The sequence below is a fragment of the Curtobacterium sp. MCBD17_034 genome, from assembly GCF_003234515.1.
Lineage (GTDB): Bacteria > Actinomycetota > Actinomycetes > Actinomycetales > Microbacteriaceae > Curtobacterium.
On the sequence record NZ_QKTN01000001.1, the window covers coordinates 386971 to 411384 of the forward strand.

The window sequence follows — 24414 nt, forward strand, 5'->3', positions numbered from 1 at the left end:
CCGAAGCTAGACCCGGCAGCTGGGCGCCGTGCGTGTCCCGGGACCGGCGACCGGCAGGGCGATCGCGCGACGCCCGTGCGGCGGGCTCCCGGCCGCGCACCCCATAGGATCGAGCGCATGTGTGGCATCGTCGGGTACGTCGGCAACGGCAGCAGTCTGGAGGTCCTCCTCGGCGGACTGGGTCGGCTCGAGTACCGGGGGTACGACTCCGCGGGCGTCGCCGTGATCGACGCCGCGGGCGACCTCGAGTCGCGCAAGCGGGCCGGCAAGCTGCAGGTCCTCAAGGACGACCTGCAGGCCGACCCGATGACGGACGGCCGCACGGGCATCGGCCACACGCGATGGGCGACGCACGGCGGCCCGACCGATGGCAACGCCCACCCGCACCTGGCCGACGGTGGCAAGTTGGCGCTCATCCACAACGGCATCATCGAGAACTTCGCCCTGCTCAAGGACGAGCTCCTGGCCGAGGGTGTGACGTTCCACAGCGAGACGGACAGCGAGGTCGCGGCGCACCTGGTCGCGCGGGAGTTCCGTGCCGGCCACGACCTGACCGAGGCGATGCGGCGGACGGTCGCCCGACTCGACGGCGCCTTCACGCTGCTCGTCGTGCACGCGGACGAGCCGGACGTCGTGGTCGGCGCCCGCCGCAACTCGCCCCTGGTGGTCGGCCTGGGCGACGGCGAGAACTTCCTCGGCTCGGACGTCGCGGCCTTCGTGTCGCACACCAAGCGCGCGCTGGCGATCGGGCAGGACGAGATCGTCACGATCCGCCCCGACGCCGTGACGGTGATCGGGTTCGACGGCACGCCCGCGACCGCGAGCGAGTTCGAGGTGTCGTGGGACGCGTCCGCAGCCGAGAAGGGCGGCTGGTCGAGCTTCATGGCGAAGGAGATCAGCGAGGAGCCCGAGGCGGTCGCGAACACGCTGCTCGGCCGCGTGCACGACGGCGCCGTGACCCTGACGGACCTCGAGCCGATCGCGGACCGGCTCGCCCAGGTCGACCGCGTCATCGTGATCGCCTGTGGCACTGCGGCATACGCCGGAATCCTCGGCAAGTACGCGATCGAGCAGTGGGCGCGGGTCCCGGTCGAGGTCGAGCTCGCGCACGAGTTCCGGTACCGCGACCCGGTGCTCGACGAGCGGACCCTCGTCGTGTCGATCAGCCAGTCCGGCGAGACGATGGACACCCTGATGGCGGTCAAGTACGCCCGTGAGCAGGGTGCCCGCACGCTGTCCATCTGCAACACCCAGGGCGCGACGATCCCGCGCGAGTCCGATGCCGTGCTGTACACGCACGCGGGCCCCGAGGTCGCCGTGGCCTCGACGAAGGCGTTCCTGGCGCAGGGCGTCGCGCTGTACCTGCTCGGCCTGCACCTCGCGACGCTCCGGGGCACGCTCACGCCGGAGCAGGTCGCGGCGCAGGTCGCGGAGCTCGACGCGCTCCCGGCCAAGCTGCAGCAGACGATCGAGGACGCCGCCTCGGTGACCGAGCTCGCGCGCTGGATGGCGGACACCCGGAGCGTGTTGTTCCTCGGGCGCCACGTCGGCTACCCCATCGCCCTCGAGGGGGCGCTCAAGCTCAAGGAACTCGCGTACATCCACGCCGAGGGCTTCGCCGCAGGCGAGCTCAAGCACGGCCCGATCGCGCTCATCGAACCGGGGCAGATCGTGTTCGTCATCGTGCCGAGCCCCCGCGACGAGCGGTCGCTCCACCCGAAGGTCGTCTCGAACATCCAGGAGATCCGGGCCCGTGGCGCGCGGGTCATCGCGATCGCGGAAGAGGGCGACGCGGCCGTCCTGCCCTACGCCGACGAGGTCCTGCGCATCCCGCTGGCGACGCCGCTGTTCGAGCCGCTCCTGGCGGTCGCGCCGCTGCACATGTTCGGGATGGAACTGGCGGCGGCCAAGGGGCTCGACGTGGACCAGCCCCGCAACCTCGCCAAGTCGGTGACCGTCGAGTAGTCCCGTGATCATCGGCATCGGTGTCGACGTCGTGGACCTCGCTCGGTTCGCCGGGGTCCTCGAGCGCACGCCCGCGCTCCGGCGTCGCCTGTTCACGCCGGCGGAGCTGCTGCGGGACGGCGAGCCCCGCCCCACCGCCTCGCTCGCCGCCCGCTTCGCGGCCAAGGAGGCCCTGATCAAGGCGTTCGGCACGAGTGCGGGACTGAGCTGGCAGGAACTCGAGGTCGTCGCGGACGACCAGCGTGCACCGTCGCTGACCCTGCACGCGGGGGCCCAGGCGGTGGCCGACGCGCGTGGCGTGACGGCCGTCCATCTGTCACTGTCGCACGATGGACCGATCGCGACGGCGTTCGTCGTCATCGAAGGGAACTGAGGAGTTGACCGACCATACGTGGAGGCCGCGCGGGAGCGCGCGGCCGACCCAGCACGCCGGGGCCGAACCGTGCCTCCCATCCGTGGTGGTGACCCGGTGAGCGCGTTCACCGGCGTCACCGTCGACCGGGAGGCCCTGATCGCCAACTACGCGACGCTCGCCGAGCGGGTGGCACCGGCGGGCGTGATCGCGGTCGTCAAGGCCGACGGGTACGGGCACGGCGCCGTCGAGGCGGCACGCGCCTTCGTCGACGCGGGCGCGGAGTGGCTCGGCGTCGCGGACGTCGACGAGGCCCTCGCGCTCCGGCGTGCGGGCATCGACGTGCGGATCCTCGCGTGGCTGCACGCCCCGGACGAGGACTTCGTACGCGCCGCGTCCGAGGGCATCACGCCAGCCGTCTCGTCGGTCGAGCAGCTCGCCGCGGCGGCCGGCGCGGAGGTGCCCGCGGTCCACCTCGTCCTCGACACCGGCCTGAGCCGCAACGGCGCCGTCGAGTCCGAGTGGCCCGAGCTCTTCGCCGCTGCCGCGGCGCTGCCGCGGACACGGGTGGAGGGCGTCATGTCGCACCTGGCCAACGCGTCCCGCGAGGACGACCTCGCCCAGGACGCCGCCCTCGACCGGGCGCTCTCGGCGCTCGCCGCTCACGGGATCGTGCCCGAGGTCGTCCACCTCGCGGCGAGCGCGGCGTCGATCGCGGTGCCCGAGACGCGACGCGACCTGGCCCGGATCGGCCTGTCCCTGTACGGCCTGAGCCCGTTCGCGGACCGGACGTCCGCCGAGCTCGGACTCCGCCCGGCGATGACGGTCACGGCGTCGGTCCTCCGGACGATCCGGGTGCCGGCGGGGCACGGTGTCTCGTACGGCTACACCCACCGCACCGAGCGCGAGACGACGCTCGCGATCATCGGACTCGGCTACGCGGACGGCTTCGACCGTGGCTTCGGCAACCGGGTGTCGGTGTCGATCGGCGGCCGACGCTTTCCGGTGGTCGGCCGCGTGGCGATGAACGCGATGCACATCGACGTCGGCGACGCGGAGGTCGCGGCGGGCGACGAGGTCGTCCTCTGGGGCGACCCGGCCGCCGGGGTGCCGTCCGTCGAGGAGTGGGCGGCCGCCATCGGCACGATCAACTACGAGGTGGTCGCACGACTCGGCCCCCTCCTGGCGAGGAGGACGACGTGAGCGCGCCGCTCCGCGAGGCCGTCGTCGACCTCGATGCGTACCGGGCCAACATCGACCTCCTGCGGTCGTGGATGGACCCGGTCGAGGTCATGGTGGTCCTCAAGGCCGACGGGTACGGACACGGCATGGTGCCCCTCGCGCTCACCGCGGTCGACGCGGGCGTCCGCTGGCTCGGGGTGCTCACGGTCGAGGCGGCCCTGCGGCTCCGCTCGGTCGGCGTCGGCGAGGACGTCCGGTTGTTCGCGTGGCAGCACGACCCGGACCTCGACCCCCGGGACGCCGTGGACTCCGGTGTCGACCTCGGGGTGTCGAACGTGGCCGAGCTCGACCGGATCGTCGCGGCCGTGACCCAGCGGCCGGCGCGCGTGCACCTCGGCGTCGACACGGGCCTCCACCGCGACGGCGCGACGCCGGACCGGTGGCCTGCGCTCGTCGAACGTGCCCGCGACGCCCAGCGCGCCGGTGCGATCGAGGTCGTCGCCGCGTACACGCACCTCGCGGAGGCGTCCGACGACGACGACGCCGCGGCGGTCGCCGTGTTCACCGAGGCGGTCGACGCCGCTGCGGGACTCGGGCTCGAGCTGCCGATCCGGCACGTCGCCGCCAGCCTCGCCGGCCTCGAGCGGCCCGAGTTCCGGCACGACATGGTCCGCATGGGGGCGAACACGTACGGCGTCCCCGGCGCGGACGGCGTCACCGCGGCGGACCTCGGGCTCACCCCCGTGATGACGCTCACGGCGTCGGTCGCAAAGGTCAAGCGGGTCCCCGTCGGCACGGGTGTCTCGTACGACTACACGTACCGGACCGCCGCCGAGACCACGCTCGCCCTCGTGCCGGTCGGCTACGCGGACGGCGTGCCCCGGCGCGCCCAGGGACGGGTCGAGGTCACGATCGGCGGCGTCCGCTACCCGATCGCGGGCCGGGTGGCGATGGACCAGTTCCTCGTCGACGTCGGGGACGACGACGTCCGTGTGGGCGACACGGTCGTGTTGTTCGGCACGGGCGAGCGCGGCGAGTCGACGATCCTCGAGTGGGCCGCGGGGCTCGACACGATCGGCGAGGAGCTCGCCTGCCGGATCGGCGGACGCGTGCCACGGCGCTACTCCGGGCGGCACGCCGAGGAGTTCAGCCAGCGCGCCGCCGTCCTGAACCGCAGTGCGGGTGGCCGACCGTGACCGTGCTGCTCGACGTCGTGGTCGACGGCACCGGGGCCATGGAGGCGCTCGGAGCCCGGCTCGCAGCGGTGCTCCGTGCGGGGGACCTCGTCGTGCTGACGGGGCCCCTGGGCGCGGGCAAGACGACCCTGACCCGCGGCCTCGGCGCCGCCATGGGCGCACGGGGTCAGGTGTCGAGCCCGACCTTCGTGCTCGCCCGGACCCACCCGACGGCCCGGGGCGTCGACCTCGTGCACGTCGACGCGTACCGGCTGTCCGACCCGGTCGAACTCGACGACCTCGACCTCGACTGGGACAGCTCGGTCGTCGTCGTCGAGTGGGGGCGGGGCATGGTGGACGGCATCAGCGCGGACGTGCTCGAGGTCGAGATCGAGCGGGCGAGTGGTGCTGCGCTGCCCGGCGACGGTGCGGGCGGGATCGGAGCGGACGACGTCGACCCGGACGACGTCCCCGACGAACCGCGGCACGTGGTGGTCCGCGCGACGGGCCCGCGGTGGGACGGCGTCACCGTCTGAGGGGGTGCCCTACCATGGCGCTCGGACCGCGGAGGGCGGTCGTGTCAGGGGGGAACCGCAGCAGTGCTCGTCACCATCACCACCACCGGCGACACCGACCCGGGCGGCGTCGACGCCCTCGACCTCGGGCACCTGCTCCACAAGCACCCGGGACGCGCGCAGACGTTCTCGCTGAGCGTCGGTGACGCCCACGTCTTCTACCCGGAGGCGACCTCCGAGCGCTGCACGGCGGCGCTCCTGCTCGAGGTCGATCCGGTGGGTCTCGCGCGGAGCCGGCGGTTCGGCGGGGACACGCTCGCACTCGCGCAGTACGTGAACGACCGGCCGTACGCCTCCTCGTCCATGGTCGCGGTCGCGATCGGGCAGGTGTTCCGCACCGCGATGGGCGGCCGGAGCACGTCGTTGCCCGAGCGTTCCGCGGCGCCGATGCCCCTCGAGGTGACGCTGACGTCGGTGCCGAGTGAACTCGACCAGGACGGCACCGGCCTGGCCACGCGTCTGTTCGCCCCGCTCGGGTGGGACGTCGAGGAGCATCGTCGGCTCCTGGACGAGACGCATCCGGCGTGGGGACCTGCTCCCACCGTCGGTCTCACCCTCCGCGGGACGGTCCGGCTCGGACACGCGCTCCGGCACCTGTACGTGCTCCTGCCGGTCCTCGACGACGCGAAGCACTACTGGGTGAACGACGACGAGGTCGGCAAGCTCCTCCGCGCAGGCGAGGGCTGGCTCGCCGACCACCCGCTCCGCGACCTCATCACGACGCGGTACCTCGCCCACCAGCGGGGCATGGTCGTCGACGCCACCGACCGGCTCCTCGGGGTCGAGGACGTGGTCGGCGAGACGGTCGGAGCGGCGACGGCCGACCGGGACGGAGCGGCCACGGCCGACCGGGAGGCCCGACACACGCCCGACGACCCGGCCGCCGGACCCGACCACGCACCGCTGTACCGACGACGGGCCGACGCGGTGATGGCCGCACTCCACGACGTCGGCGCCCACACGGTCGCCGACCTCGGATGTGGCGAGGGTGAACTGCTCATGCGGCTCAAGGCCGACCGGTCCTTCACCACCGTCATCGGCAGCGACGTGTCGCCGCGGGAGCTCGCGCGGGCCGAGCGTCGGCTCCACCTCGACGAGGCCAGCGATGCCGAACGTGCGCGGATCCGCCTGGTGCAGTCCTCCGTCACCTACCTCGACGACCGGATCGCCGGGCTCGACGCCGCGGTCCTCATGGAGGTCGTCGAACACGTCGACCCCGGGCGACTGCCGGCGCTCGAGGTCTCCGTGTTCGCCGTCGCGAGGCCGGGCGCGGTCATCGTGACGACACCGAACGCCGAGCACAACGTGCGGTTCCCGCACCTCGACGCGGGTCACGTCCGCCACGAGGACCACCGGTTCGAGTGGACTCGTGGTGCCTTCCGTGCGTGGAGCGAGCGTGTGGCGGCCGACAACGGCTACGTCGTCGAGTACCGCCCCGTGGGCGACGACGACGCAGAGGTCGGTCCGCCCACGCAGATGGCGGTGTTCCGTCGGTCCGACCTCGCCACGGCCGGGACGGTGGCGGCCGCATGAGCGAGCTCCACGTCCCGGACATGGCGCTCGTGCTGCTCGTCGGGCCGAGCGGGTCCGGCAAGTCCACCTTCGCCGCACGGCACTTCGGCCGCTTCGAGACCCTGTCGAGCGACTTCTTCCGTGGTCTCGTCGCGAACGACGAGAACGACCAGTCGGCGACCCCGGCGGCGTTCGACGCCCTCCGGTACGTCGTCGCGCAGCGGCTCCGCGCGGGGCTCCTGACGGTCGTCGACGCGACGAACGTGCAGTCCGAAGCGCGCCGCGACTGGGTCCGGTTGGCGCGCGAACACGACGTCCTGCCGGTCGCGATCGTGCTCGACGTGCCCGAGTCGGTGTGCGTCGAGCGGAACGCGGCCCGGACGGACCGGACCTTCGGTGCATCCGTCGTCAAGCGGCAGCACGACCAGCTCCGTCGATCCCTCCGGTCGCTGGGCAAGGAGGGCTTCCGGCGCGTCCACGTGCTCGACGGCGTCGACGCGATCGCCGACGCGACGATTATCCGCGATCGACTGCTCAACGACGCGCGGGACGAGCACGGCCCGTTCGACGTGATCGGCGACGTGCACGGATGTCGGTCGGAGCTCGAGACCCTCCTCGGCCAGCTCGGCTACGCGCTCGTCCGCGACGACCTCGGCCGCCCCGTCGACGCGGTCCACCCCGCCGGGCGGCGCGCGGTGTTCCTCGGCGACCTCGTCGACCGCGGGCCGGACACCCCGGGCGTGCTCCGACTCGTGATGGGCATGGTCGGTGCCGGACACGCGATCGCCGTCCCCGGGAACCACGAGGACAAGCTCGTCCGGGCACTCCGGGGGCGGAAGGTCCAGACCTCGCACGGGCTCGCCGAGACCCTGGCACAGCTCGCGGCCGAGCCCGCGTCGTTCCGCGCGGCCGTGCTGGCCTTCTGCGAGGGCCTGGTGGGGCACCTCGTCCTCGACGACGGACGCCTCGTCGTCGCTCACGCCGGCATGACCGAGGCCTACCAGGGCCGGGCCTCCGGTCGCGTTCGGGCGTTCGCGCTGTACGGCGAGACCACGGGCGAGACCGACGAGTACGGGCTCCCGGTGCGGCTCCCGTGGGCGGACTCCTACCGCGGGAGCGCCATGGTGCTGTACGGCCACACCCCGACCGTCGATGCCGAGTGGATCAACGGCACCATGTGCCTGGACACGGGGTGCGTGTTCGGCGGCGTGCTGTCCGCCCTCCGGTACCCGGAGCGCGAGCTCGTGCAGGTCCCCGCCGAGCGGGTCTGGTGCGCCGCGGCGAAGCCGCTCGAACCCCTCCGCGCCGACCGCGTCGCGTCGGCCGACGGCACCGGACCGGTGGACAGCGGCCCGGGAGGCCCATCGACGGTCGGTGTGGTGCCTCCCGGACGCGAGGTGACGACGACCCGCCCGCGCCCGGCGGGCATGCTCGCGATCGACGACGTGCTCGGCAGGCAGGTCGTCGAGACCCGGTTCCTCGGACGGATCGGCGTCCGCGGCGAGCACGCGGCGGGCGCGCTCGAGGTGATGAGCCGGTTCGCGGTCGACCCCGCGCACCTGCTCTACCTGCCGCCCACGATGAGTCCGACCTCGTCCTCCCGGGTCGACGGCCTCCTCGAACACCCGGCCGAGGCCTTCGCGACCTACCGGGACGCGGGGGTGGACCGCGTCGTCGGCGAGGAGAAGCACATGGGCTCGCGGGCCACGGTCCTCCTGACCCGCGATCCGCGGCGCTTCGGAGCACCGGACGGCTGGCGGGGCGTGGTCACCACCCGCACCGGGCGGGCGTTCTTCACGCCCGAGCTGACCGCCCGGTTCCTCGGACGGCTCGACGCGGCCGTGGAGCACGCCGGACTCTGGTCGGAGCTGGCGACGGACTGGCTGCTGCTCGACGGCGAGGTCCTGCCGTGGTCGATCAAGGCCGGCGGGATGATCCGCGGCCAGTACGCCGCGATCGGTGCCGCGGCCACGGGTGCGTTGCCCACCGCGGTGTCCGCGCTCGAGCAGGCCGCGGCCTCCGGGATCGACGTGACCGCGTTGCTCGAGCGGACGCGGGCACGGGCGGTGGACGCCGATGCGTACGTCGCGTCCTACCGGAGGTACGCCGCGGACGCGGACGGGCTCGACGGGGCGCGGTTCGCCCCGTTCCAGGTGCTCGCCGCGGAGGGACGGACGTACGCGACGACGGACCACGGCTGGCACCTCGGCGTCGCCGACCGCCTGGCGGCTGCCGCGCCGGACCTCGTGGAGCGGACGCGCTCGGTGGTGGTCGACCTCGCCGATCCGGCGAGTGTCGAGGCGGGGACCGCGTGGTGGACCGAGTTGACCGATGCGGGAGGCGAGGGGATGGTCGTGAAGCCGTTCGTCAACCTGCACCGCGGGGCGAAGGGGCTCACGCAGCCGGGCATCAAGGTGCGCGGGCGTGAGTACCTCCGCATCGTGTACGGGCCGGAGTACACCGAACCCCGCAATCTCGAACGCCTCCGCGACCGGGAGCTCGGGCACAAGCGTTCCCTCGCACTGCGGGAGTACGCGCTCGGACTCGAGGCGCTCGAGCGGTTCGTGGCCGGTGAGCCGTTGTGGCGGGTGCACCAGCCGGTGTTCGCCGTGCTCGCGATGGAGTCGGAGCCGGTCGATCCGCGGCTCTGACCGGGGTCGTCGCGTCGTCCTGAGGAGCGCCGTCGGGTCCCAGGCGAGGGCGATTCCGTCCCCCGAGCGCACAGGTCACGATCCGGTCACGCCGCTACCGTCACCGCCATGAAGATGCTCCCGAAAGCAATCCTCGTGTCCATCCTCGGTGTGGCCGCGTCATCCGGCCTCGTCGGACAGACCGCGTTCGCAGAGGCGGCCGACTCGACGGCGCCCTCCGCGGCGAACCCGACGCGACCGCACATCGTGACGATCGGCGACTCGATCATGGCCGGCTACGGCCTCGCCAGCCCGGACCAGGCGTGGCCCGCCCTGGAGGCGGCGGACGAGCACGTCGACGTGACGAACCTCGCGTGCAGCGGTGCCGGGTTCGTCCGCGTCGGCGACTGTGGGACGGACTTCAACGGGCTCGTCGGGCAGGCCGTCGCGGCGCACCCCGACCTCGTCGTCATCCAGGCGTCCGACAACGACCAGGGCCAGAGCGCCGCTGCGATCGCCAGGGGAGCCTGGAGGACCGTGGCGCGCATCCACGGCGCACTGCCGGATGCCCGCATCGTCGGGCTGAGCACCCTCTGGAACCAGCCCGGGCCCGCGGACCCGGTGGTCGCGGAGAGCTCGGACGCCCTGCAGGCCGCGGTGACCGCCGCCGGCGGGACGTTCGTCGACGTCGGGCAGCCGCTCGCCGGACAGCCGCAACTCCTCCAGGGGGACAGCGAGCACCCGACCGTCGAGGGCCAGCGGGTCCTCGGGGACGCGATCGCGGACGACCTCGCCGCGGCCGGCATCAGCAACTGAGCAACCCGCCGGCCGGTGCCGTGCACCGGCCGGCGACGGTGCGCCCGCGCTCGTCCAGCTCGTCGGACAGCTCGATCCCGTCCCCGCGTGCGCCGGGGAGGCGCGGGTGGCCACCCTGCGTCCCCGCCACGACCGTACGATGGTCCGGTGCTCCTGACCATCGACACGTCCGCCGGCACGGCCGTCGCCCTCGTCGACCCGGCCGCCCGGACCGTGCTCGCCGAGCGGAGCACCGAGGACACCCGGCGGCACGCCGAGGTCGTCGGGCCCTTCCTGGCCGACGTCCTGTCGATCGCCGGCGTCACCCCTGCGGCGGTCACGGGCGTGGTCGCGGGCATGGGTCCCGGGCCGTTCACGGGCCTCCGTGTCGGGATCGCCGCGGCGCGGACGTTCGCCGTCGCGCGATCGGTGCCGTTCCTCCCGGTCGTGAGCCACGACGCCGTCGCCGCGGCCGAGGCCGACGGCGGGCCGCTCGTCGTCCTGACCGACGCGCGCCGACGCGAGGTCTACTGGAGCGTCTACGCGGGCGGCAGCGAGGCGGTGGCGACCGGCCGGTCGGACCGGCACCGTGCCTCCCGACCGCTCCCGGTGCGGACCGCCGGGCCCGGGCTCGCGCGCCCGGACGACCTCGACGCCGTGCTCGGTGACGCCGCCGACCTGCGTCGCGTCACCGCGGTGACGATCCCGGCCGGGCGCCTCGGACTGCTCGCCGCCGAACGTCTGGCGGTCGGCGCACCGTTCGCCGACGACGAGCCGCTGTACCTCCGGGACCCGGACGTGACCATGCCGGGTGCGCCGAAGCGGGTGCGCTCGTGAGCTGGCGGATCCGGCCCGCCCGGCCCGACGACCTCGACGCGGTCATGCGGCTCGAGCGGACCTCCTTCCCGACCGACGCGTGGTCGACCGCGCAGATGAGGGAGGAGTTCCGCTCGCCCTACGGCCACTACGTCGTGGCCGAGACGACCGACGAGGCACCGGAGCCGGTCCTGGTCGGGTACGCCGGGTTCTCGTCGTTGCCCGGAGGACACGACGGTGACGTCCAGACGATCGCCGTGGCCGCCGACCACCGCGGGCAGGGCCTCGGGCGAGCGCTGTTCCGCGAGCTGCTCGACGAGGCCGCCCGCCGCGACGTGCGCGAGGTGTTCCTCGAGGTCCGTGCTGACAATCCCGTCGCGCAGGCCATGTACCGCTCGTTCGGCTTCGAGGCCATCGGCACGCGGCCGCGGTACTACCAACCCGACGACGTCGACGCGCTGGTCATGCGGGGCTCGGTCCGGGACCGAACGACGGGAGGCACGGCATGAGCACGACGACGGACGGCCCGCTGGTCCTCGGGATCGAGACGAGCTGCGACGAGACCGGCGTCGGCATCGTGCGGGGCCGCACCCTGCTCGCGAACGTCATCGCGTCGAGCATGGAGGAACACGCCCGCTACGGCGGGGTCGTGCCCGAGGTCGCGGCGCGCGCCCACCTCGAGGCCATGACCCCGACGCTCGAGCAGGCACTCGACACCGCGGGCGTGCGGCTCGACGAGCTCGACGCCGTCGCCGTGACCGCGGGACCCGGGTTGGCCGGTGCCCTCATGGTGGGGGTCGGCGCGGCGAAGGCGCTCGCGGTCGCGACCGGCAAGCCGCTCTACGGCGTGAACCACCTGGTCGGCCACGTCGGGGCGGACGTCCTGCGTGCCGACGGCACCGAGATCGAACTGCCGACCGTCGCACTGCTGGTGTCGGGCGGCCACACGTCGCTCCTGCTCGTGCGGGACCTCGTCGACGACGTCGAGCTCCTCGGCGAGACGATCGACGACGCTGCCGGTGAGGCGTTCGACAAGGTCGCACGGCTGCTCGGGCTGCCGTACCCGGGCGGGCCCGAGATCGACCGAGCCGCCGCCGATGGCGAGCCCTCCGCGATCCGGTTCCCCCGCGGCCTCACCCTGCCGAAGGACATGGCGGCCCACCGGTACGACTTCTCGTTCTCCGGCCTCAAGACCGCGGTCGCCCGCTGGGTCGAGCGCTGCCGCGACGACGGGCGCGACGTCCCCGTCGCCGACGTCGCCGCGAGCTTCCGCGAGGCCGTCGTCGACGTGCTCCTGACGAAGGCGCTCGCCGTGTGCCGGGACACCGGCGTCGACCGGCTCCTGCTCGGCGGGGGTGTCGTCGCGAACCGGCGGCTCCGGGCCGTGGCCGAGGAACGGTGCGCGGCCGCCGGCGTCACGCTCCGGATCCCGCCGCTCGACCTCTGCACCGACAACGGCGCCATGATCGCCGCGATCGGCGCGCAGCTCGTGGCGTCCGGGCACGCCCCGAGCGACCTGGGGATCGCGGCGGACTCGACGTTGCCCGTGACGACCGTGCAGGTCTGACGACGGTGCAGGCCTGACGGGGGTGCAGGTCTGACGACGGTGCAGGCCTGACGACGGTGCAAACCTGACGACCGCGGCGGCGCGGCACCGCGCGTCCGCCGGCCGTGCCTCCCCCGCTCCGGGGGTGCTGGCGGCCGGTCGTGCGCACGCGCCCTGTGGGAGGATCGGCGGGACGCCCGCACCGTGGGCGACGAGGAGGGGAACACGTGTCCGACCAGAACGACCAGCCGCAGTACGGACAAACGCCGTCCGGCCAGGCGCCGTCCGGACAGACACCGTCGGGACACCACGGGTACGGACAGCCGCAGTTCGGACAGCCGCAGCACGGGCAGCAGTCGCCGTACGGACAGCAGGGTCAGCACGGTCAGCAGCCGTACGGGCAGGCGCAGTACGGCCAGCAGCCCTACGGACAGCAGCCGTACGGCCAGCCGCAGTACGGCCAGCCCAATCCCTACGGGCAGCCCGGGTCGGGGTACCCGCAGGCGTCGTCGAGCTGGAACCTGTTCTCGATCCTCGCCATCGTGTTCGGCTTCGTGGTGGCGCCCCTCGGGGTGGTGTTCGGGCACATCAGCCTGCACCAGATCAAGCGCACGGGGGAGCAGGGGCGCCCGCTCGCGCTCACGGGGCTCATCGCGGGCTACGTGATCACGGCGCTGTGGGTCGCCTACATCGTGTTCATCGTCATCTTCTTCGCGTTCGTCGCGTCGCACAACGGCGACTACTCGAACTACCCGAACACCTGATCCCGGGCCTCCCCGGCCGCCCCGCCCCGGCCGCCCGCCGACGGCGGTCCTCACCGAGATCGCACAACACGCCGCTCACCTTCGAAGGTGAGCGGCGTGTTGTGCGATCTCGGCGGATGGGGCAAGCAGGACCGGCGTCAGGGGCGATCGCACAGGACGGCCGCGTGCCGTCCCTCCAGGCGGGTGAGGACGAGCGTCGCCTGCCCGGACCCGCCCTGCAGGCGCAACCGCCGACGGAACTGCGCGGGGTCCACATCGACGCCGCGCTTCTTGATCTCCACCCGGCCGACGCCGTCCGCTGCCAGCCGCGCGCCGATGCGCTTCGGGTCGAGCGGCAGGACGTCGCGGACGCGGAACACCTGGGCGAACGGGGTGTCGACGGGTGCGTCCGTGCTCAGGTAGGCGATGCCCGACGAGAGCATCCGGCCGCCGAGTCGCCGCCCGAGATCTCCGATGAGCCGAGCTCGGATGACCGCGCCGTCCGGCTCGACGAGGTACTCGCCCAGCGGGCCGACCTCGACGTCCTCGGCGTCGGCCGGACCCGTGAGCTCGGCGACCCCGTGCGCGCCGATGACGGTGGCCGCGCGGCGGACGCCCGGCCGCGCGAGGGAACCGAACCACAGCGCGAGTTCGACGACCTCGCGGTCGACGCTCGTCCACTGCGCCTCGGCCGTGTCGGGGACGAGGTCGCGGTCGACGCCCGGCCCGAGCTTGACCCCGGTGGGCAGCTGCGTCGCCGCGGCGAACACCGTGTCGAGGGACGGGGACCAGTCGTCCGGGTCGTCGAGCCGCCGTGTGTCGCTGTGTCCCGCGGTGCGCCGTGCCGGGTCGAGCCACACGCCGTCGACCCGGCCGACGTCGAAGCGGGCCGCGTCCCCGAGCTCGACCCGGGCCGCGGGCCACGGTGCCAGGTTGTGCGTGGCGATCGCGGCGGTGACCTCGTCGCGGTCGACGGCGACGACCTCGAGGTCGAGCGCCGCGAGCGCGAGCGCATCACCACCGATGCCACACCCGAGGTCGGCGACGCGTGTGAACCCGGCGGCGGCGAACCGGCCGGCGTGCTGTGCGGCGACGCGGAGGCGCGTCGCCTGCTCGAGACCGGCCTCGGTGAACAGCATCCGGCCCGCGAAGTCGCCGAACTTCGCCCGGGCCCGCTGACGGAGTCGCGCCTGCGTCAGGACCGTCGCCACGAGCCGTGGATCGTGGCCCTCGGCGCGGAGGCGCGACACGGCACGCACGACGTCGTCGCCCTCGGCCAGGCCCGGTACACGGTCGAGGAGCGCCATGCCCTCGGGTGTGAGCAGCTGTGCGAGGTCGGCGGCGTCCATGCCCCGATCCTCCCAGTTCCCGCACGACGGTTCGGCAAGCCCCCACTTCCGTGACCGTCGGCGGACGGCTGTCTGAACAGTCGGTGACGACGGTGAACGCAGGGGAAACCCGGCCTCGGAGCGGGCTTACGGTGTTCCGCGGATCCCCCCGGAAGGGGGTCCGATCAGGGCGTCCCGTGCTGCTCCACGGGGCCGGGAGCGGAAGGGGCTCGGGTGTCGAATCGGTTCGCGTACGGAGTCGTCGGGCTCGTCGTCGCACTCGTCGTGACGGCCGGCATCGTCGTGCCGCACCTCCTGCCGACGCGCGCCGTCCCCGGACACTACGACGTCGCCGCGGGTACCGACGTCTGCGGGACGGGATGGACCGACCCCGCGGACGGCACGCAGACGCTCCGCATCACGAACACCTCGATCGCGGGCGTCGAGGTGCAGCTCGAGGACCCCCGGTCCGGGGCGGTGTACCTCGACGCCGAGGGGCTCGGTGCCGGCGCGTCCCAGACCTACCGCGTGCGCCTCGGCTCGGGCGCCTACCGGTTCCGCTGCCTGCCGGCCGACGCCGACGCGGTGGTGGGTCCCGTCGTCCACCTCCACGGCGCGGTGCACGTGGCCGACGCGACGCCCGGGGTCGTGCCCGTCACCCGGAACGACCTCATCCCGGCCGCCAAGGCGTACGGCGACTGGATCGAGGGTCGACTGCCCGTGCTCGAGGCCGACGTCCGGCGGGTCGCCGCCGACCTGCACGGCGGTGACCGCGCGGCCGCCGAGCGGGACTGGCTGACCGGGCACACGGAGTACGAGCAGCTCGGCGCCGCCTACGGGGCGTTCGGCGACGCCGACACGGCCATCGACGGCACCCCGGCGTCGGGGCGGACCGCACTCGACGACCCGGACCTCACCGGGTTCCACCGCCTGGAGGCCCTGCTCTGGTCCGGCGCACCGGTGTCCGCGAGCGCTCCGGTCGCCGACGCGCTCGTCGCGGCCGTCCAGCACCTCGAGGCCACGTTCCCGACCGCCCGCATCGACCCGCTCGACATCGGGCTCCGCGCACACGAGATCCTCGAGAACGCGCTGCAGTTCGAGGCCACGGGCGCGACCGACGCCGGCAGCCACACGAACCTGGCCACCATCGCCGCGAACGTCGCCGGCACGGAGCGGGCCCTCGACCCGATCAGGGGGATCCTCCGCACCCGGTACCCGCACCTCGCCGCGACCGATGCGGCACTCGCCGCGCTCACGGCGCGCGTCGACGAGGGCCGCCACGCCGACGGCACGTGGACGCCGCTCGCCGACCTCACGACCACGCAGCGGGAGGACCTCGACGCGTCCATCGACCGCGCACTCGAACTGCTCGCGCCCGTCGCGGCGATCTGCGACATCCGGAGGACCTCGTGACCGACCAGCCCCAGTGCCCGCACGCCGCGGCACGCCGTCCCTCCCGCCGTGGGTTCCTGGCGGGAGCGGCCGGAGCCGGCGCCGGGGCGGCGGCGACCATGACCGCGGCTCTGGCACCGGGCCTCCCGGCCGTGGCCGACACGACCGCGGCGAGCGCCGGGAACCCGGCGAGCGACACCGCGACCGACGGTGGTGCCGCCGCGTCGTACGCGTTCCACGGCGCCCACCAGGCGGGCATCACCACACCGGCCCAGCGGTCGGCGGCCTTCGTGGCGCTCGACGTGACCGCGGCTTCCCGGTCCGAGCTGCGCGACCTGCTGCGCACGATCACGGAGCGCTCGCGGTTCCTCACCCGCGGCGGACAGCCGACCGACGTCGGGATCACGGCACCGCCGTCGGACTCGGGCGTGCTCGGACCGGACGTGCCCGCCGACGGTCTGACGATCACCACGAGTGTCGGGGCGTCGCTGTTCGACGACCGGTACGGCATCGCGGACCAGAAGCCCGCGCGCCTGCGGACCATGGAGGACTTCCCGAACGACGCGCTCGACCGGGCGATCTGCGACGGCGACCTGCTCCTGCAGGTGTGCGCGAACAACACCGACACGGTCGTGCACGCGCTCCGGGACGTCACGCGGGCGACGCGCGGTGCGATGCAGGTGCGGTGGCGACAGGACGGCTTCGTGTCCCCGCCGCGGCCGAGTGGCACGCCGCGGAACCTGCTGGGGTTCAAGGACGGCACCGCCAACCCGTCGACGAGCGACCGGACGGCCATGGACGACCTCGTGTGGACCCGGGCGGGCCGGACCGAGGACGGCGTCGTCGAGCCGGACTGGGTGACCGGCGGCAGCTACCACGTCGTGCGGACGATCCGGATGCTCGTCGAGTTCTGGGACCGCGTGTCCCTGCACGAGCAGGAGACGATGATCGGCCGCCACCGCGACTCCGGCGCCCCGCTCACCCGAACGCACGAGTTCGACGACCCGGACTACGCGGACGACCCGACGGGCGACGTCATCCAGCTCGACGCACACATCCGGCTGGCGAACCCCCGCACGGCCGCGGCGAAGCGTCAGCAGATGCTCCGTCGCCCCTACAACTACGACGCCGGCACCGACGCGAACGGGAACCTCGACATGGGGCTGCTGTTCACGTGCTTCCAGGCGGACCTCGAACGGCAGTTCGTCACGGTCCAGAAGCGCCTCGCCGACGAACCGCTCGTCGACTACATCTCGCCCGTCGGCGGCGGCTACTACTTCGCCCTCCCCGGTGTCCGCCACGCGGACGACTGGCTCGGGCGACCACTGCTCAGTTGACGCACTGTTCCACACACCACCAGACAGGGGACACCAGTGATCCGACCATCCGCGCTCATGCGGTCGACGAAGGGGCGATTCGCACTCGCCGCCGGAGCGACCGCCGTGGCCGCCGTGACCGTGGGGGCCATCGCCATCGCGCCGCTCACGGCATCGGCCACGAACCAACCGGCCTCGTCGTCGCGCACGAGCACGCCCATCAAGCACCTCGTGGTGTTGTTCGACGAGAACGTCTCGTTCGACCACTACTTCGGGACCTACCCGAACGCGACGAACACCGACGGCACGACCTTCGCCGCCGCCAAGGGCACGCCGAGGGTGAACGACCTCGTCACCTCGGGCACGCTGACGAAGAACCCGAACCTCTACGCGCCGAGCCGGCTCACCCCGTCCCACGCGCTCACCTGCGACCAGAACCACGGGTACGCCGCCGAGCAGAAGGCCGAGGACGGCGGGAAGATGGACGCCTTCGTCCAGAACACCTCGACCGACACCTGCACGGGCGAGTACGGCAGCCCGGGCCTGGCCATGGACTACTACGACGGCAACACCGTCACGGGTCTGTGGAACTACGCCCAGAACTACGCCATGAGCGACAACGCCTGGGACACGACCTTCGGGCCGTCCACCCCCGGTGCGCTGAACCTCGTGAGCGGCCAGACGCACGGCGGCGTGGCGGTCGACTCCGTGACCGGCGCCGTGGTCAAGGGCTCCACCGCGGTCGCCTCGGCGAACGCGGACGGTGTGGGCACCGTGATCGGTGACCCCGACCCCGCCTACGACGACTGCTCCGACAGCGACCACACGTCGACGTCGAACCTCGTCGCCATGCAGGGCAAGAACATCGGTGACCTGCTCAACGCCAAGGGCGTCACGTGGGGCTGGTTCCAGGGCGGCTTCACGCCGACCACGAAGTACGCGGGCTCCGGCACGTACGCCAAGTGCGACGCCACCACCGCGAACCTCGGCGGGACCGCGGCGAAGGACTACTCGCCGCACCACAACCCGTTCGCGTACTACAAGTCGACGTCGAACCCGCACCACCTGCCGCCGACGAGCGACGCGATGATCGGGCACAGCGACCAGGCGAACCACGAGTACGACCTGTCGGCGTTCACCACCGCGCTCGCGCAGGACAACGTCCCCGCCGTGTCGTTCCTCAAGGCCCCCGAGGCGCAGGACGGCCACCCGGGCTACTCCGACCCGATCGACGAGCAGCAGTTCCTGACGCGCGAGATCAACGCCATCGAGCAGTCGAAGGCGTGGTCCTCGACCGCGATCGTCATCAACTACGACGACTCGGACGGCTGGTACGACCACCAGGCCCCGACGATCCTCAACGGGTCGAAGGACACGGCGACTGACAGCACCATCTGCACGAACGCCCGTGCCGCGGTCGCCGGCGGGTACCAGGACCGCTGCGGCCCCTCGCAGCGCCTGCCGTACCTCGTCATCTCGCCCTTCGCCAAGCAGAACGCGGTCGACCACACCCGGATCGAGCAGACGTCGACCACGGCGTTCATCGAGGACAACTGGGGCCTCGGCCACATCGGGGACGCCTCGTTCGACCGTCGCGGTGGATCACTCGCCGGGATGTTCGACTTCGCGCACCCGCAGCAGCGCGAGGTCCTGCTGGACACCACCACCGGCGCCGTCGCGAAGGTCGTGTCGACCGTCCCGACGCACACGCCGGCCCCGCCGCACGGGCCGGGGAAGCCGGGGAAGCCGGGGAAGCCGGGCTGGGGCGGTGGGCACCACCACCACCACCACTGACGCCGCCGCGCGTCGGCGGGGGACGTGACCGCCTGACGGCCGGGAGGCACGGTGCAAGCCCGCACCGTGCCTCCCGTTCGTCGTCGGTCCGGGGCCGCGGCCGCTCGCGGTCCCGCGCGGAGGAGCACGATGGAGGACATGAGCAACGTCGCCGTCATCGGAGCCACCGGTCACATCGGGAGCTTCCTCGTGCCCCGCCTCGTCCGGAGCGGACACCACGTGGTCGCCATCAGTCGCGGGCACCGCGCCCCCTACGTGACGGACGCCACGTGGGACGACGTGGAGCGGGTCGTGCTCGACCGCGAGGGCGACCCCGAGGGGTTCCCACGCGCCGTGGCCGACCTCGGGGCCGACGTCGTCGTCGACCTGACGAGCTTCACCGAGGACGACGCCCGGGGCCTCGTCGAGGCGCTCCGCGGGCGCGCCGGGCACCTCGTGCACTGCGGCACGATCTGGGTGCACGGTCCGTCGCTCGTCGTCCCCACCTCGGAGGACGACCCGCGGGGGCCGATCGGCGAGTACGGCACGCGGAAGGCGGCGATCGAGGACCTGCTGCTCACCGAGTCCGCCTGCGCCGACGGGCTCCCCGCCACCGTGCTCCGCGCCGGCCACATCACCGGCCCCGGGTGGCCCGTCATCACGCCGCTCGGGAACCTCGACGCGACCGTCTGGGAACGCCTCGCCGCGGGGGAGCCGCTCACCGTGCCGGACCTCGGGCTCGAGACGCTGCACCACGTGCACGCCGACGACGTCGCCCAGGCGTTCACGCTCGCCATCGAGCGGCCGGACGTGGCCGCCGGCCGCGTCTACAACGTCGTGTCGCCGCGCGCGATGAGCGTCCGCGGGCTCGCCGAGGGCGTCGCGAGCTGGTTCGGGCGCACGGCGGACCTCCGTCCGGCCTCGTGGGAGGCGTTCCGCGCGTCCACCACGCCGGAGCACGCCGACACGACGTTCGAGCACGTGCGCCGGAGCCACGCGATGAGCATCGACCGGGCCGCGACGGAGCTCGGGTACGCGCCGGGCTGGACCTCCCTGGAGGCCCTCGCCGACGCCCTCGTGTGGCTCGCGGACCACGGCCAGGTCGACCTCGGTGGCTCCGTGCCCGAGGTCGTCCGGACGCTCGCCGCCGGCCGGCGGTAGGCTCTTGGCACTCGGATTGACCGAGTGCCAGACCACCCCCTACAGTTGGGGTTGGCACTGCCCCCGGGGGAGTGCCAGCCCCAGTTTTTCTTCAGTACCGAGAAAGAAGAGGTCAGCCGTGGCTGTCAGCATCAAGCCGCTCGAAGATCGCATCGTCATCCGTCAGGTCGAGGCGGAGCAGACCACTGCGTCCGGTCTCGTCATCCCGGACACGGCGAAGGAGAAGCCCCAGGAGGGCGAGGTCGTGGCCGTCGGCCCGGGTCGCATCGACGACAATGGCAACCGCGTGCCGCTCGACGTCGCGGTCGGCGACAAGGTCATCTACTCGAAGTACGGCGGAACCGAGGTCAAGTACTCGGGCGAGGACCTCCTGGTCCTGTCCGCGCGCGACGTGCTCGCCGTCGTCGTCCGCTAGGACAGCACCAGCAGCAGGACCAGCTCCAGCAGGCCCCGTCGGTTCCGACCGGCGGGGCCTGCTGCTGTCCCGGCCCGGCACCCGGCGTCCGCACGTCAGCCTGGCGCGCGTCCCGTCGGACGACAGCGGTTGCGTCGCTCGGGAACGCGCCAGCCGGGCGACCACGGTGTCGTCGGTGCCTAGGATCGGACGCGTGCCAGCACGACCCGCGTCCGCCGAAGCCCGATCGGAAGCGGCCGTCGGCGTCGTCCAGGCCCTGGCCGCGTACGGGCTCTGGGGCCTCATGCCGCTGCTGTTCGTGGCCATGGCACCGGCGGGAGCCACCGAGATCGTCGCGTGGCGGATCCTCTTCGCACTGGTGTTCTGCGCCGTCCTGACGGCGGTGCTCCGCGCGTGGGGTCGCCTGGTCGCACTGCTCCGACAACCGCGGGTCATGGGCGTGATGGCGCTCGCCGCGTTCCTCATCGTCGTCAACTGGACCGTGTACGTCGTCGCCACGACCACCGGTCACACCGTCGAGGCGGCCCTGGGGTACTTCATCAACCCGCTCGTGACGATCTTCCTCGGCGTCGTGCTGCTGGGGGAACGCCTCCGCGCCGCACAGTGGGCGGCGGTGGGCATCAGCGTCGTGGCGGTGGTGATCGTGGCCGTCGGGTACGGCCGGATGCCGTGGATCTCGCTCGCCCTCGCGTTCTCGTTCGGGCTCTACGGGCTCGTCAAGAAGCGCGTGAGCGGGGTCGTCGACGCGGTCAGCGGCCTCACCATCGAGACCATGTGGCTGACCCCCGTCGCGGTGATCGGCCTCGTCGTCGTCGCCACCGCGTCCCGTGGGGGGATCACCCTCACGGCGAACGGCTGGGTGCACGCGCTCATCACCATCGCGGCTGGGCCGGCGACCGCGGTGCCGCTGCTGCTGTTCGCGTCGTCCGCACGCCGGCTCAGTCTGTCGACGCTCGGCCTGACGCAGTACCTGACCCCGGTCCTCCAGCTCGTGGTCGGCGTCTGCCTGCAGCACGAGCCGATGTCGCCGGAGCGGTGGGTCGGGTTCGCGCTGGTCTGGGTGGCGCTCGTCGTCCTGTCGACCGACGGTCTGCTCGCCGGGCGCCGAGCCCGGCGCCCCGTCAGCGACCCTGTCCGCGTCGACCCCGTGGTCTGAGCGCGTCGACAGGCTGACGCTGCGACGGGCCTCCGGGCCGAGCGCGAGCAGCGCCGGCACTGTGCACCCGCTGGGTCCGCATCGCCGTTCCCGTTCGTTCCCACAGGTTCGGTCACGGTTCAGCAACGAAACACCACCCTGACGAGACCGCCACACGGCCGAAACAATCGAACCCTACGTTTGCTCGCATCCCAGCGGACGCACAGCTGCTCGACGATCGAAGCGGTCGCGGCCGCTCAGAGAAAGGGCATCACGGATGATCAGAACCAGCAGCGCCGCCAAGGCGTTCGCGATCGCGGGAGCAGCCGCCATCCTGCTCGCCGCGTGTTCGACGGAGAGCGCCGGCAGTGGTGGCGCATCCGGTGCGGCGTCGGCATCGTCGTCGTCGGGCAAGGACCCGGCGGCAAGCTGCAAGGCGCCGTCGAAGCCCAGCCAGGACGCGCTGGAGTACGGCACGCTGCTGCCCCTGACCGGCAGCCTCGCCTACCTCGGGCCGCCTGCCATCGCCGGTGCAGGACTCGCGATCGATGACATCAACGCCGCTGGCGGTGTCATCGGCAAGGACGTGAAGATCTCGACCGCCACCGACTCGGGTGACAGCACCGACATGACGGTGTCGTCGTCCGCGGCCCAGAAGCTCATCGCGGCCAAGGTCCCCGTGGTCCTCGGCGCCGAGTCGTCATCCGTGACCCTGAACGTGGTCGACCAGATCACGAGCAACTGCACGATCGAGATCTCGCCGGCGAACACGGCGACCGACCTGTCCGGCTACTCGTCGTACTACTACCGGACCGCGCCGCCGGACACCGTCCAGGGGTCCGCGCTCGGACAGCTCGTCGTCGGCGACGGCAACGCCAAGATCGCGTTCCTCGTCTTCAACGACGCCTACGGCACCGGCCTGCGGAACACCGTGCAGAAGGCCGTCGAGGCCGCGGGCGGCAGCGTGGTCTACGGCGGGAAGGGCAAGGGGCAGGAGTTCCCGCCCGGACAGACGACGTTCTCGTCCGAGGTGACCGCCGCGCTGGCCGCCAAGCCGGACGCGATCGTCATCCTCTCGTTCGACGAGACGAAGTCGATCGTGCCCGAGCTCGTCTCGCAGGGCTGGGACATGTCGAAGACCTACATGTCCGATGGCAACACCGCGGACTACTCGAAGGACTTCGACCCGAAGACGCTCCTCAACGGTCAGGGCACGATCCCCGGTTCGGACCCGAAGGCCGCGTTCAAGACGAAGTTGACGACGTGGTACAAGACGAACGAGGGCAAGGACCTCCACGACTTCGCCTACGCCGCCGAGTCGTACGACGCCATGGTGCTCACCGCGCTCGCGGCAGAGGAGGGCAAGGGCACCGACGCCGGTACCATCCAGGCGCACATGGCCTCGGTCTCCGGTGCCGAGGGCGGGACGAAGTGCTCGACCTTCGCCGACTGCAAGAAGCTCGTCGACGCCGGCACGAAGATCCAGTACACCGGACCGTCCGGCGTCGGGCCGTTCAACGCCGACAACGACCCGTCGAGCGCCTACATCGGCATCTACAAGTACGACCAGGACAACAAGCCGGTCTACCAGAGCGCCATCCAGGGCTCGACCAAGTAGGTCACGTCCGTCTGATCGCAGGGCGGTCCCGGGGCACCGGGGCCGCCCTGCGTCGTCGCTGGATGCACGGTCCGGCGGCTGGGGGTACCGTCCGCGGCATGAGTGACTTCCAGCCCACCACCGCCATCGTCACCGGAGCCGAGTCGGGGATCGGGAGGGCCACCGCGGTGGCGCTCGCCGAGGCCGGGATGGACGTCGGCATCACGTACCTCGAGGACCTCCGCGGCGCGGAGGACACCGCCGCCGAGGTCCGCGCCCACGGACGCCGCGCGGTCGTCATGCAGATCGACGTGACGGACCTGCAGCGCTGCGGGCAGGTCATCGACCGACTCGCGGAGGAACTCGGCGGCGTGGACGTGTTCGTCAACGATGCCGGCACCGGCGACAACGCACCGTTCCTCGAGATGACCCTCGACCAGTGGCGGCACACCGTCGCGACGGACCTCGACGGCGCCTTCGTGTGCATCCAGCACGCGGCCCGACGCATGGTCGAGGCCGGTCGTGGCGGTCGCATCATCGGCATCACGAGCGTGCACGAGCACCAGCCACGCGTCGGGTCCGCCGCGTACGACGCCGCGAAGCACGGCCTCGGAGGCCTGCTCAAGACGGTGGCGCTCGAGCTCGGACGACACGGGATCACCGTGAACGCCGTGGCGCCCGGCGAGATCGCGACGCAGATGACGGGCAACGAGGACACCGACCCGCACCCCATCGACCGGCCGGGGGTCCCGCTCGGACGCCCCGGGGATGCGCGCGAGATCGCCGCGGTCGTCGCGTTCCTGGCGTCGCCGCTCGCGTCGTACGTGACCGGCGCCTCGTACGCGGTGGACGGGGGCATGCTCCAGATGGGGCCGCAGGCCGGGTCGCACCTGCAGTCGGACGACTGGCGTCAGGCCTGAGTCGCCTCCGCACTGGGCGGCGGAGCCGGCCTGCTGTCGGCGCGCGCCGCCCGTGCGGCCTCACGCTGCGGACGTCGACGGGATCG

At 72.7% G+C, this 24414-nt stretch carries 21 protein-coding genes; 20 read left to right on the plus strand and 1 reads right to left on the minus strand.

The window, feature by feature from the left end; all coding sequences use genetic code 11:
• Window positions 1–117 precede the first annotated feature (117 nt).
• The 12 genes from glmS (at window position 118) to DEI92_RS01990 (ending at window position 13312) form a co-directional block, all read left to right on the plus strand.
• Window positions 118–1965, plus strand: coding sequence for a glutamine--fructose-6-phosphate transaminase (isomerizing) (glmS, locus tag DEI92_RS01935; RefSeq protein WP_111009811.1), 1848 nt, complete (start codon window positions 118–120; stop codon window positions 1963–1965).
• Window positions 1966–1969: 4 nt separating this feature from the next.
• Window positions 1970–2338, plus strand: a complete 369-nt coding sequence (locus tag DEI92_RS01940; protein WP_111012143.1) for a holo-ACP synthase — start codon at window positions 1970–1972, stop codon at window positions 2336–2338.
• A gap of 96 nt (window positions 2339–2434) precedes the next feature.
• Window positions 2435–3520 (plus strand): alanine racemase, encoded by a 1086-nt coding sequence (alr, locus tag DEI92_RS01945; RefSeq protein ID WP_111012144.1) that lies wholly within the window; start codon window positions 2435–2437, stop codon window positions 3518–3520.
• A complete protein-coding gene (alr, locus tag DEI92_RS01950) occupies window positions 3517–4695 on the plus strand; it encodes an alanine racemase (RefSeq protein WP_111012145.1) in 1179 nt (392 codons plus the stop codon). The genes alr (DEI92_RS01945) and alr (DEI92_RS01950) overlap by 4 nt, the downstream gene beginning before the upstream one ends.
• A 38-nt stretch (window positions 4696–4733) precedes the next feature.
• A complete protein-coding gene (gene tsaE / locus DEI92_RS01955) occupies window positions 4734–5210 on the plus strand; it encodes a tRNA (adenosine(37)-N6)-threonylcarbamoyltransferase complex ATPase subunit type 1 TsaE (RefSeq protein WP_111012399.1) in 477 nt (158 codons plus the stop codon).
• A gap of 63 nt (window positions 5211–5273) precedes the next feature.
• Entirely contained in the window at window positions 5274–6782 is a 1509-nt protein-coding gene (locus tag DEI92_RS01960) for a 3' terminal RNA ribose 2'-O-methyltransferase Hen1 (RefSeq protein ID WP_111012146.1), read from the plus strand.
• Window positions 6779–9412 (plus strand): polynucleotide kinase-phosphatase, encoded by a 2634-nt coding sequence (locus DEI92_RS01965; protein ID WP_111012147.1) that lies wholly within the window; start codon window positions 6779–6781, stop codon window positions 9410–9412. Before DEI92_RS01960 ends, DEI92_RS01965 begins: the two co-directional genes overlap by 4 nt.
• 108 nt (window positions 9413–9520) lie before the next feature.
• Entirely contained in the window at window positions 9521–10207 is a 687-nt protein-coding gene (locus tag DEI92_RS01970) for an SGNH/GDSL hydrolase family protein (RefSeq protein ID WP_111012148.1), read from the plus strand.
• Window positions 10208–10354: 147 nt separating this feature from the next.
• On the plus strand, window positions 10355–11023 hold the full coding sequence (gene tsaB, locus DEI92_RS01975) for a tRNA (adenosine(37)-N6)-threonylcarbamoyltransferase complex dimerization subunit type 1 TsaB (RefSeq protein WP_111012149.1): 669 nt from the start codon (window positions 10355–10357) through the stop codon (window positions 11021–11023).
• A complete protein-coding gene (gene rimI / locus DEI92_RS01980; protein ID WP_258369899.1) occupies window positions 11020–11511 on the plus strand; it encodes a ribosomal protein S18-alanine N-acetyltransferase in 492 nt (163 codons plus the stop codon). The genes tsaB and rimI overlap by 4 nt, the downstream gene beginning before the upstream one ends.
• A complete protein-coding gene (gene tsaD / locus DEI92_RS01985) occupies window positions 11508–12569 on the plus strand; it encodes a tRNA (adenosine(37)-N6)-threonylcarbamoyltransferase complex transferase subunit TsaD (protein WP_111012150.1) in 1062 nt (353 codons plus the stop codon). Before rimI ends, tsaD begins: the two co-directional genes overlap by 4 nt.
• 206 nt (window positions 12570–12775) lie before the next feature.
• Window positions 12776–13312: a DUF4190 domain-containing protein gene (locus DEI92_RS01990; RefSeq protein WP_111012151.1), complete on the plus strand. Its 537-nt coding sequence runs from the start codon at window positions 12776–12778 to the stop codon at window positions 13310–13312.
• A 137-nt stretch (window positions 13313–13449) separates the two neighbouring features.
• On the opposite strand, the gene DEI92_RS01995 is transcribed toward DEI92_RS01990, so the two are convergent.
• Complete coding sequence (locus DEI92_RS01995; RefSeq protein WP_111012152.1) at window positions 13450–14640, minus strand: class I SAM-dependent methyltransferase; 1191 nt, start codon at window positions 14638–14640, stop codon at window positions 13450–13452.
• 213 nt (window positions 14641–14853) lie between these two features.
• On the opposite strand from DEI92_RS01995, the gene DEI92_RS02000 reads away from it, so the two are divergent.
• The 8 genes from DEI92_RS02000 (at window position 14854) to DEI92_RS02035 (ending at window position 24328) form a co-directional block, all read left to right on the plus strand.
• A complete protein-coding gene (locus tag DEI92_RS02000; RefSeq protein ID WP_111012153.1) occupies window positions 14854–16032 on the plus strand; it encodes an EfeM/EfeO family lipoprotein in 1179 nt (392 codons plus the stop codon).
• A complete protein-coding gene (gene efeB, locus DEI92_RS02005; protein WP_111012154.1) occupies window positions 16029–17348 on the plus strand; it encodes an iron uptake transporter deferrochelatase/peroxidase subunit in 1320 nt (439 codons plus the stop codon). Before DEI92_RS02000 ends, efeB begins: the two co-directional genes overlap by 4 nt.
• A 57-nt stretch (window positions 17349–17405) precedes the next feature.
• Complete coding sequence (locus DEI92_RS02010; RefSeq protein ID WP_111012155.1) at window positions 17406–19121, plus strand: phospholipase C; 1716 nt, start codon at window positions 17406–17408, stop codon at window positions 19119–19121.
• Between the two features lie 138 nt (window positions 19122–19259).
• Window positions 19260–20261, plus strand: coding sequence for an NAD(P)-dependent oxidoreductase (locus DEI92_RS02015; RefSeq protein WP_111012400.1), 1002 nt, complete (start codon window positions 19260–19262; stop codon window positions 20259–20261).
• Window positions 20262–20379: 118 nt separating this feature from the next.
• Window positions 20380–20676, plus strand: a complete 297-nt coding sequence (groES, locus tag DEI92_RS02020; RefSeq protein WP_111009800.1) for a co-chaperone GroES — start codon at window positions 20380–20382, stop codon at window positions 20674–20676.
• A 193-nt stretch (window positions 20677–20869) separates the two neighbouring features.
• Window positions 20870–21832 carry an EamA family transporter RarD gene (rarD, locus tag DEI92_RS02025; protein ID WP_258369900.1) on the plus strand — a complete coding sequence of 321 codons (963 nt, stop codon included), beginning with the start codon at window positions 20870–20872 and terminating at the stop codon, window positions 21830–21832.
• Window positions 21833–22088: 256 nt separating this feature from the next.
• Window positions 22089–23429 (plus strand): ABC transporter substrate-binding protein, encoded by a 1341-nt coding sequence (locus DEI92_RS02030; protein ID WP_111012156.1) that lies wholly within the window; start codon window positions 22089–22091, stop codon window positions 23427–23429.
• A gap of 98 nt (window positions 23430–23527) precedes the next feature.
• A complete protein-coding gene (locus DEI92_RS02035; protein WP_111012157.1) occupies window positions 23528–24328 on the plus strand; it encodes an SDR family oxidoreductase in 801 nt (266 codons plus the stop codon).
• Window positions 24329–24414: the final 86 nt, after the last annotated feature.